Below are 10,557 nucleotides of genomic sequence, written 5' to 3'. Positions count from 1 at the left end.
TTGCACACCATTCGCCGCGACCGCGTGGACGATCGGTCCCGAGAAAACTACTGTGGTTAGGTCAGATGCGGGTGCACGTCAGGTGTGCCCGCTGACGCACGCGCTGAGAGGTGAACAATGGCAAGGCCGTCCAAGCCGTTGATCAGTCGTGATGCCGCTGTGATGGCATCGATCGAGATCATCGACACCGAAGGGCTCGACGCCTTCAGTCTTCCCAAGCTCGCCAAGCATCTCGGGGTGCGTGCCCCGTCGCTCTACCACCATTTCGACGACAAGAACGAGATCCTCACCGAGGTCGCCCGCTACATCGCCGGCACCGCGGTCCGGCGCCCCCGGATGAAACCCGGACCGGACTGGCCCGAGTACTTCGTGAACCTCGCCCTGAACTTCCGGCAGTCGATCCTCCGTCACCGCAACGCCGCACCGGTCCTGCTGCAGCACCTGCCCCGCGACCTGTTCACGTCCACCTACGAGGACACCGCGAAGTTCCTGCTCGCGTCGGACGTGCCCGTCGACCTGCACGTCCGCATCCTCGACGGCATGGAGACGCTGTCCATCGGCGCGGTGCTCATGGAGGCGACCCGGCCGCCGCGTCCGCGCTCGGAGATCTTCCCCAACGTGTCAGCCGACTCACAACCGCTTCTCGCAGAGGCGTTGTCGAAGAACGAACTGACCCAGAAGAAACTGTTCGAGGCGATGGTCCGGAGCTTCCTGCACGGCATCATCCGGGATCACGACCTCGTGGCATCGGACGCGGCCGCTTCCTGAGCCCACGAAAGATCGCCCCCGAGAACCGCCCCTGGCGCTTTTCGGGCGTTCTTCCCCCCGGAGGCGCTGTTCGGGACTTCGCAGCGCTACAAATCCAGCACGAGCCGTTTCGAGCAACTGCGGGACACGCACACGAACATACAGTCGTTGGCGCCATGCTCTTCCTCGGACAGGACCGAGTCCCGGTGGTCGGGAAGGCCGTCGAGAACGGGTACTTCACAAGTGCCGCAGGTGCCCTCTCTACAGGAGAAGTCGACGTCGACGCCTTCTCGTAGCAGGGCGTCGAGGACCGTCTCGTCCGCCGCCACCGCGACGGATTTGCCGCTGCGCTCCAGGACGACCTCGAATCCCTCAGCGGGACCGTCGTTCTCGGATGTGCCCACCTTCGGCGCGAACCGCTCGAGGTGGAGTTCGACGCCGCTGCGCGACTTGCACTTCTCCTCGATCGCCGCGAGCAGCGGTTCGGGCCCGCAGCAGTAGACGGCGGCGCCTGCGCTCAAGGCATCGAGTGCGGTGTCCAGGTCGAGCAGACCGTGCTCGTCCTGGGGGCGCACCTGCACCCGGTCCGAATACTGTTGTGTCAGAACATCAGCAAAGGCCATACCTGATGCCGTCCGGCCACCGTAGAGCAGCGTCCACTCGGCGCCGCGCGCGTCGACCTCGGCGATCATCGGCTTCAACGGGGTGATGCCGATTCCACCGGCGACGAACAGGTAGGACGGCGCGTCGACAAGCGCGAAGTTGTTCCGGGGGCCCTTGACCGCGATCAGGTCGCCGACCGCCACCTCGTCGTGTACGGTCTGCGAACCGCCGCGGCTCTCCGGCTCGCGCAGGACCGCCACCGTGAACTGCGTTCGGTCGGCCACGTCTCCACACAATGAGTATTGGCGGATCAGGTTCTCGCCCAGCACGAGGTCGAGGTGGGCGCCCGGCGACCACTGCGGCAGGTCGGCGCCGTCGGGGTCGGCGAGTACGAGCGACACGACCCCCTCGGCCGCAACATCTTTCGCGACCACACACAGCTTGTGGTTGTCGAGCGCGGCGGCCTCGGTCCGGTTGGCGTTCATCAGGGCCTTCTCACGAGTTCAGGGTCGGGTCAGCGGAATGACGGCGGCTGACCGGCGCTCTCACCGACCTGGTAGCAGGAGTGCACGTCCTCTTGCTCGTAACCGAGCAGACGGCACATCCGAACCGCACCGGTGTCCTCGGGGTCGATACGCAGCGTGGACAGCTGGACGTCGGCGTCGACCTGATGCCAGAGGGCAGCGAGCAGGAGCGCGGTACCGACCCCGCCGCCACGCGCCGCGGCGGTGAGGACCAGTGCGTGGACCGGCGCGGCCCGCAGTTCGAGGTGGCGCCGGTGTTCCGTCGAGAACCACACGAAGCCGAGCACCTGCCCGTCCTCGTTCCGCGCGTCGACAATCAGTCCGCCGCCGAGCCTCAGGTCGTCGGCAACGCGGTCACAATGCCGCGGCGCGAGTTCTGAGGATGCCAGGACGTCGGCGGTCACCGTGTCGTCGGCGGCGAGTTCACGCGGCTCGGTGAGGGTCACGCCGGCCGGGGTGTCGGGCTTGTCGAGCGGAAGGGCAAAGGGACCGGTCAGGTGCCGAATTAGCGTCCACTGGCGGCCGACCGCCGGGATCCCGAAGCGCCGGGTCAGACGGCCAGAGGCCGGATGCGTCGAATATGCCCAGCATCGGAGGGCGTTGGCGCCGGTGCCGGCCCAGCCGCCTTCGCCGGTGGTGTCGAGACGGATCTCCTCGACGAGCAGAGTGGTGATTCCGCGGGACCGGTATTCGGGATGGACGACGTAGGACACGACGCCCAGGCCGTCGGCTTCGACCGCGAGGTGCAGGTACGCCACGACCACCATCGGGACGTCCTCGAGCGGGCTGAGATCGCGGCGCGCCTTGATGGGCAGATGCGCAATCGTCCGGGTGCCGTCACCGGTCGCGCGGACCATGGCCGGGTCGATATGCGAGAACCCGGCTTCTTCATCGTATTCGGCTGCGGCGATGACGAGTTCGACCACTTCGTCGAGTTCGTCGCCGTCGAGGCGCGGAAGCCATTCGTAGGTGATCACGGTTCACTTTCCTCGAGTGGCTGGAGGACACCGCCGGCGACGAGACTGCGGTACTCGGCTTCGTCGAGACCCAGCAGCTCGACGGCGATCTCGTGCGTGTCGGCACCGGGCAGCGGCGCCGGTCGCAAGGGGGCGTCGGGGATCGAGGTGAACCGGGCGACGCGTACCGCGGTGGGCAGCGGCGCGGGCAGCCGCGGATGTTCGAGCTGCGTATAGGCGTCGCGGGCGGTGAGATGTGGGTCGATCAGCAGTTCGGGCAGCCGAACCATCGTCCCTGCGGGGACACCGGCTTCCTGGAGCGCGGTCATCGCCTCGGTCGGCGTCCGCTCCGCCAACCATTCGATCAACACCTTGTCCACCTCGTCGCGGTTCTCGATCCGCCTGGCCGCCAACCGGAATCGGTCGTCGTCGGCGAGGTCGTCGCGTCCGATGATCCGAGTCAGATTGCGCCAGTCCTGATCGTGGCGGACCGTGACCACGCACCACTCGTCGTCACCGGCACATGGGAACACGCCTGCGGGCGCGGCGAATGGATCGGTGTTCCCCACCGCCGAAACCGATCCCGGGGCCAGCGATTCGCGGGCGAGCTGCCCGCCGAGTGCGACGAGGGCGGTGTCGGCCTGCGCCACCTCGATCTCGGCACCCCGACCATGCGTCAGCCGGGAGATCAGCGCGGCGAGTACGGCCACCGCGGCGACCTGTCCGCCGATGTGGTCCGGGTACACGGTCGAACCGTCGCTCAGACCGGTGTCGGAGTCGGAGTATCGCCACAGCGCCGAGACACCGCAAGCGGCACGCACGAGCGGCCCATACCCGAGCCGGGTGTTCCACGGTCCGGTGCTTCCGAAGGCGCTGCCGTCGGAGACGATGATGCGCGGATTGATCCTGCGCAGCTCCTCGTAGCCGATCCCCATCGAGTCGAGGGTCCCGGGCTTGAAGTTGGCGAGGACCACGTCGGCGTCGGCGGCCAGCTGCCGGAACAGCTTTCGGCCTTCTTCGGTGCGGAGGTTGATGCCCAGTGAGCGGCGGTTGCGATGACCCCAGGCCACCGACGGAGACAATGCGTCCTTCCTCTTCGACTGGCGCAGGCCGTCCGGGAAGTCGCGGTTCTCGAGCTTGATCACGTCCGCACCGTGGTCGGCGAACTGGCGGCCGAGTTCGGCCCCGAACACCACCACGCCGAGGTCGAGGACCCGCAGTCCGGCGAACGGATGAGTGCCGGCCTCGGACTGCTCCCGTGCGCCCGCCCCGGTTCTGGACGCATCGCTCCAGGCGTCCGCGTCGTCGATCGGCTGCGCACGGTGCCGGAAACCTGCTCGTCGGCCGTCGATGGTGACGTAGCCCGACGGGATACGTGCTTGTACACCGGGCGCGATCTCGGCGTCGACAAGAGTTCCGGCGACCGCGAAGTGGTCGTTGGCGAGCACCTCGGAGGGACGCAGCACGCCGCCGATCGGGATGCCGCGCGCGGCGCCCTCGGCGACCAGTTCGTCGCGTGTCCGATCGGCGAAGAGTTCCTCGATCAGGGGATGCAGCCGGTCCGCCGCGGCGAAACGCGCCGGGATCGTGTCGAAGGCGGGGTCGGCGAACTCCTCGGGCTCACCGAGCCAGGCGAACATCGCGCGCCATTGCCGCTTGGCCAGCAGGCAGATCCGCACCTGCCCGTCCGCGCATCGCAGAACCGGGTAGAAGTTCGCTGCGTCGGGTCGACCACGCGGGAAGTCCTCACGACGGCCGGCCGCCGCGGAGCCCTGCACGCCGAAGCCTGGATCGAAACCGTGTGTGACGGTTTCGAAGGCGGAGATGTCGACGAGCTGTCCCGTGCCGGTCCGCAGCCGGTCGTAGTAGGCCAGCAGCGCCGACCAGGCGGCGTGGACGCCGATCGATTGTTCGACGAGTCCCGCCGGCGGGAGGAGCGGTTCGCGACCGGGCTCACCGGATCGCGACAGTACGCCACTCATCGCGTAGATGACGGATTCGGTTGCGGCCCAGTCGCGGTAGGGCCCGGTCTGCCCGAATCCGCTGATCGAGAGGACGACGAGGCCGGGGTGGCCGGCCAGGAGATCGGCCGCGTCCAGGCCTGTTCCTGACGGGAGCCCGATCGGGCTGGTCTCGACCAGGATGTCCGCGCCGGCAACCAGTTCCAGGAAACGGCCCCGGTCGGCGTCGAGGTCCAGGTCGACGATGCGCTTGTTCGCGTTGTTCAGCGCGAACGGGATGCTGATACCGGACTCGATCGGCTGGGTACGACGCGAAGCGGACCCGCCCGGACGTTCGACGCGCACGACGTCGGCCCCCAGGTCGGCGAGGAACCGGCCGCACGACTCGCCGAGACCGTCGGTCACGTCTACGACGCGGACACCGGTGAGAGGCAGATCCGTCATGTCACTCCTGTCGAAATCAGATGATCAGCGGTGGGCGAAGTACACCGATTTTGGGGCGAGGTAGGGCGCGAGGCCCTCGGGGCCGAGTTCACGTCCGAGACCCGAGGCCTTCACCCCGCCGAACGGTGCGGTGAGGTCGAGAGCGTAGTGATTGACCCCGACCGTCCCCGTCCGGATGCGGCGCGCCAGTTCGAGACCGCGCTCCTCGTCGGTGGTCCACACCGTGCCGCCGAGCCCATACGCGGAGTCGTTGGCGATGCGGACCGCGTCGTCGGAGTCGGTGTACTCGGTGATGGTCAGCACCGGGCCGAAGATCTCCTCCTGCGCGATGGACGCGGAGTTGTCGACGCCGGCGAAGACTGTCGGTTCGACGAACCAGCCCTGGGGCTGATCGCCGGGAACGCCTCCACCCGTGGTGACCTGGTAACCATCGGCTCGGCCTGCCGCGATGTGCCCGAGGACCCGATCGCGCTGGGCGGCGCTGACGAGCGGACCGATGGCCGTCGCCTTGTCGAGCGGGTCACCGACGCGCAGTGCACGAACGGTCTCGGTGACCGAGTCGACGACCTCGCCGTAGCGGGAACGCGGGGCCAGAATCCGTGTGCTGGCGTGACAGGTCTGCCCGTTGTTCACCAGCGACACCTCCAGCAGGTGACCGGCGAACACCTCCAGGTCGGCGTCCTCGGCGACGATGGCGGCCGACTTGCCGCCGAGCTCCAGGGTCACCGGACGCAGGAGCCGGCCGCACACCTCCCCGATCGCACGTCCGGCGCCGGTCGACCCGGTGAACGCCACCTTGTCGACGCCCGGGTGTTCGACGAGGTGCGCTCCGGCCTCGCGACCGCCCGGCACGACGTTGAGCACACCGGCCGGCAGACCGGCCTCCTGCGCCGCGTCGGCGAAAACGAAAGCATCCAGAGCGGTTTCGGGTGCAGGCTTGAGGACGACCGTGCAACCCGCAGCGAGGGCGGGGGCGATCTTCATCGCGGCGAGCGGCTGCGGGTAGTTCCACGGCGTGATCGCCGCGACCACCCCGACGGGCTCACTGCGGACGACCGTACGACCGCCCAGCGCGCCGGGTCGAACCTCCTCGTCCTCCGCGGCCCGGATCAGGCCCGCGTAGTACGTCAGCATCGCCGCGGGGCCGTAGCCGTTCGTCGGCTTCGCCAGGCTGATGGGCATTCCGTTCTCGCGGCTGACCAGCTCGGCGGTGTCGCGGGCACGCTTGGTCAGCGCCGCGGCGAACCGGTCGAGGACATCGGCTCGCTCGGCTCTGCTCATCGATCCCCACGGCCCGTCGAGTGCGGCCCGTGCGGCCGCGACCGCGGCATCGATGTCCGCGGTCCCCGCCAGCGCACTACGACCGAGCACCTTCTCGGTGGCGGCCTCGATGACGTCGCCGTACTCCCCCGACGCCGGCGGAGCCCAGTTCCCGTCGATGAACAGCTCGTTGCGATCCAACATGATGACCCTTCGAAGTCTGAGTGCCTGGCTAGAGCGTGTCTGCGTGGCCGAACAACACCGAACTGACCAGCGGGGCCATCGGACCACCGATGAACAGCGAGGTCTTGGCGTCGGACACCTGGTTGGTCGAGGTACCGCGGATCTGACGCACGGCCTCCGCCGCGAGGTTCAGACCGTTGATGAACGAGTCGGCCAGGTTGCCGCCGCTGGTATTCACCGGGAGCTTGCCGTGCGGTGCGGTCAGGTTCTCCACCGTCATGACAGTGCCGGCTGCTTCTCCGGGCGGACACAGACGATGGTCGATGAGTGCCGCGACCGCAGGACCGCTGAAGTTCTCGTAGACCTGCACGACGTCGACGTCGTCGGGACCCAGCCCCGCTGACGACCAGAGGCGTTCGGCAACACCGGGTTTGCCATTGTTTGCCGGACCGAAACCGGCGGTCGAGTACTGCTCGTCGTTGTCGACGCGCTCGCAGTAGCCTCCCGGCGCACCCTGGGCACCGGCGATGACGTAGGCCGGGTCGGGACGGAGTTCGCGGGCCCGGTCGGCGGAAACCAGGACGAGTGCCACCGCACCGTCGCTCTCCCGCGAGCAGTCGAACAGATGGAACGGTTCGGCGATGAGCCTCGACGACTCGTAGGTCTCCTCGTCGAGCGGCCGACCGTGCCCCTGGGCTGTGGGGTTCTGTTGCGCATGCTGATACGCCGCCAGCACGAGCGAGCGCATCGCCGATCGCGGAACCCCGTCGTGCTCGAGCATCCGCTGCGTCCGCATCGCACAGATCTGTGCGGGCGAACCGACGCCGTGCGCCAGGAAGTGCGGGCCGTAGTGGTACTTGGCGTAGCCGAGTCGTCCGGTATCGGCCTGGGACATCGCGCGATAGACGACGACGGTGTCCGCCTGTCCCGACGCGATCGCTACGGCCGCGTTGGTGATGGCAGCGGCCACGCTGCCTCCGCCGCCGCCCCACATCATGTTCGACCACCGCAGCTCGTCGACCATCAGCGCCGCACCGAGGATGGGACCGTCGTTGGAACCACCGGCGTACGAGACGAATCCGTCGATCTCCCGGGGTGACACGCCGGCGTCGGCGCAGGCGTCGAGGATGGCCTTGATGGTCATCTGCTGCTCGGTCATCGGCGATTGACCGCGCTTGTAGTGCATTTCGGCGACACCGACGACAGCCGTCGCGCCGCGAATCGATCCGGACATCAGTGTCCTCCCCCTGTCGAATCGGTTGGGGTCGAATCGGTCCGGCGCCACCTCAGCAGCGGCCAGGGTTCGCCCTCCTTGTGCTCGAACACACCGATGACGGACTCACCGATCTCCGGCGTCCGCTCCACGTCATCGACGAGCAGGCCGAGCACGCGGCGGCCACCGGCGTCGGCGAGTTCGACGAGAACGCTGATGTAGGGCATCCGGTCGGAGAGTTCCTCGATGTACGGGTACCAGCTCCGGCTCCAGCTGTAGACGGTGCCCACGGGTTCGATGCTGTGCCATCCGAGGTCGAAGCCGTGGCAGTGGCCGCACACCGATTGCGGGCTCCAGATCCAGGTCTGACATGTGCCACAACGCTGCAGTCGCAGTTCACCCGCGAGAAGACCGTCCCAGTACGGTGCGTCGATGCCATCCGCGGCCGGGCCCCAGGGGACGTCGGTCGTCGCGGCGGTCATGCCTCATCACCCGGCGGAAAGTTCTCCAGGGCGGCGGCCAGCCAGGTGCCGTCTCGGTGTTCCCAGACCGAGCGGAGCCCGACCTGGCGGCCGTCGAATGTGTAGACGGCCTCACCGATCATCCGGTCGCCGTCGGCACGGACACCCACGATCCGGTGGTCGTCGATGGCGCCACGGGGCACGTCGACGCCCTCGAAAACGGCCGGCAGGTTCTCCTGGACCATCTCCGCCAAGGCGGATTTCATGTCCCCGGCGGCGACATGGCCGACGTGCTGCGCATAGCGCGCACGAAAGTCGTCGATCTCGCTCATCGCGTCTCGCTCCTTCACCACCGGGTACCCGGCGTCTGTGCAATAAACCTTACGACTTTAGATATTCTGGGTCAATCGAGCCGGGCGGTCCCGGACTCCTCGACCCGTAGCGGACGACCGGCCATCTCGGCGTCGGCGAACTCGTCGAGGTCGCCTCTGTCGGTGACCACCGCCAGGGTCCGCGCACCACCCGGCACGCGCGCCGCGACGAACGCCTTGTCGGGATCTCCGTCTCGACCGAAAGCGACGGTCCAGGACTCGATCTCGGCAATCCCGTCGTGGGTTTCGGCCACCTCGGTCGTGGGCTCGGCGTCCACCTCGGCCTGGACGTTCTCACGCCGGAAGCCGCCATTCGGGGGCTCGGTGCTGTACACGCCGAAGGCGTGTTTGGTCAGGTATCCGCTGTTCGCGGTCACCAGACCGAAGGTGCCCGGCGATTCGCGCAGCCGCGCCGCGACTGTCACGATGGCGTGCGTGCTGTAGTTGTTCCATGGCCCACCGGCGAAGGTGAGGCCGCCGGCGCAGGTGAGGGGTCGCTGCACCCCGCTCGGGTCGAGCCCGAGCTCGATGGCGGCCACCTGCACCGCGGACGGGAAGCAGGAGTAGATGTCCAGGAACGAGACGTCGTCGATCCCCACGCGGGCGAGTTCGAGCGCGCGTCGTGCACCGATCCGGATCGCGGCCGACCGATCGAGCGCTCCACGGGCCGCGATCGCCTCGGTGTCCTTCGACTCGGTGCCGCTGTGCGGGAACACCCACTCCGAACGGGGCACGCCGAATCGTTCCGCCGCCTCCGCGGAGCACAGGATCAACGCGGCCCCCTGGTCCACCATGTTGTTGGAGTTCAACAACTTCGGGTAGGGAGTCGAGATCCAGCGGTTGTTCTCCGATGCCGTCGCCAGGTCGGCGGCGGCGTAGGACCGCTGCGTCCAGGCGTGTGGGTTGGTCGCGGCCATCTCGCTGAACGACGACCAGAGAGTGCCGATGTGCTCGGCATGCTCCGCGATGGTCCGGCCGGCGGAGATCCGCAGCGCCTGCTCGAACAGCGGGTAGACGTACGACGGGCGGTCCAGTCCGATCCGGCGCTCGCTCTCGGCCTCCATCGGCACATCCGGCACGATGATCTCGGCCGGCGGCACCGACTCGTCCTGCTTCGTCCACGCAGGACGCTCACCCCTGGCGCGCAACTTCATCCGGGTGCGCCAGGACTCGGCACCACCGATGAGGATGACGTCGGCTCGCCCGGCGGCGATGTCCTCGGCCGCGGCGTTGACGAGCACCTGCGGGGTGCTCCCCCCGTTGCCGGTGTAACCGGTGTGCACGGGCCCCGCGCCTAGTCGTTCCGCAACAAGGGCACCGGGATCGCGGTAGCGCCAGGAGAGCAAACCCACCACGCGTACCGAGTCGATGTTCTCGAGCAACTTCGGCGCACCGGCCTCCTCGCCGGCATCGCGGGCGGCCCGCACGATGAGGTCGACGGGTTCGACCCCGCCGTCTCGTTCGTTCACCTGTCCGCCCCCGACGACGACAGGTGTACGGGGATCAATTCTCATGGACTGTTCGCTTCCACTTCAGACATGGGCATTCGTGAGGGTTCACGACCCGGCACGGGAGTCTAAAACTAACATCAATAGATAGAGGGCGTGCGTCGGCCGGCGCGGTGATGCCGCACCGGACGCGCCCTCAGATGCGGGGCAGGACCTGGGTGGGTGCTTCCTGCCAGTCCCGCGCCCCGGACCCGGCGACGCCGTCGGCCACATCGGCCGCGTGGGCGTCGCCCTCGGCACGAATGCGGTCCTCCTCGGCCATACTGCGCAGGATCGCGTCCTGCGCATTCGGGGGGAGGTCGGGCAGCATCGCGTGGACGCGCTCG

General features: G+C 68.2%; 9 protein-coding genes and 1 pseudogene. 1 reads left to right on the top strand and 9 read right to left on the bottom strand.

Going from position 1 to position 10,557, the window contains the following annotated elements:
- Positions 1–117: 117 nt before the first annotated feature.
- Positions 118–768 carry a TetR family transcriptional regulator gene (locus OK17_RS05550; protein WP_204717905.1) on the top strand — a complete coding sequence of 217 codons (651 nt, stop codon included), beginning with the start codon at positions 118–120 and terminating at the stop codon, positions 766–768.
- Positions 769–854: 86 nt separating this feature from the next.
- Here the strand turns inward: OK17_RS05550 and OK17_RS05545 are convergent, their stop codons facing one another.
- The 9 genes and pseudogenes from OK17_RS05545 to OK17_RS05505 form a co-directional block, all read right to left on the bottom strand.
- Complete coding sequence (locus tag OK17_RS05545) at positions 855–1,835, bottom strand: PDR/VanB family oxidoreductase (RefSeq protein WP_154884596.1); 981 nt, start codon at positions 1,833–1,835, stop codon at positions 855–857.
- A 29-nt stretch (positions 1,836–1,864) separates the two neighbouring features.
- Positions 1,865–2,851, bottom strand: coding sequence for a GNAT family N-acetyltransferase (locus tag OK17_RS05540; RefSeq protein ID WP_154884597.1), 987 nt, complete (start codon positions 2,849–2,851; stop codon positions 1,865–1,867).
- The gene (locus OK17_RS05535) at positions 2,848–5,235 is read right to left on the bottom strand and encodes a CaiB/BaiF CoA transferase family protein (protein ID WP_461416893.1); all 2,388 of its coding nucleotides are present in this window, start codon (positions 5,233–5,235) and stop codon (positions 2,848–2,850) included. The genes OK17_RS05540 and OK17_RS05535 overlap by 4 nt, the downstream gene beginning before the upstream one ends.
- Before the next feature lie 24 nt (positions 5,236–5,259).
- Positions 5,260–6,699, bottom strand: coding sequence for an aldehyde dehydrogenase (locus OK17_RS05530; RefSeq protein ID WP_461416892.1), 1,440 nt, complete (start codon positions 6,697–6,699; stop codon positions 5,260–5,262).
- A 28-nt stretch (positions 6,700–6,727) separates the two neighbouring features.
- Positions 6,728–7,912 carry a thiolase C-terminal domain-containing protein gene (locus OK17_RS05525; protein ID WP_119031155.1) on the bottom strand — a complete coding sequence of 395 codons (1,185 nt, stop codon included), beginning with the start codon at positions 7,910–7,912 and terminating at the stop codon, positions 6,728–6,730.
- A complete protein-coding gene (locus OK17_RS05520) occupies positions 7,912–8,373 on the bottom strand; it encodes a Zn-ribbon domain-containing OB-fold protein (protein WP_154884599.1) in 462 nt (153 codons plus the stop codon). Before OK17_RS05520 ends, OK17_RS05525 begins: the two co-directional genes overlap by 1 nt.
- Positions 8,370–8,684 (bottom strand): hypothetical protein, encoded by a 315-nt coding sequence (locus tag OK17_RS05515; protein ID WP_154884600.1) that lies wholly within the window; start codon positions 8,682–8,684, stop codon positions 8,370–8,372. Before OK17_RS05515 ends, OK17_RS05520 begins: the two co-directional genes overlap by 4 nt.
- Before the next feature lie 71 nt (positions 8,685–8,755).
- Positions 8,756–10,237, bottom strand: a complete 1,482-nt coding sequence (locus OK17_RS05510; RefSeq protein WP_461416891.1) for an acetyl-CoA acetyltransferase — start codon at positions 10,235–10,237, stop codon at positions 8,756–8,758.
- A 130-nt stretch (positions 10,238–10,367) separates the two neighbouring features.
- Positions 10,368–10,557 (bottom strand): annotated as a pseudogene (locus OK17_RS05505) (ABC transporter ATP-binding protein); the annotation flags it as partial.

Source organism: Gordonia sp. GN26 (genome assembly GCF_054823965.1).
This window is presented reverse-complemented; position numbering and strand designations above follow the sequence as displayed.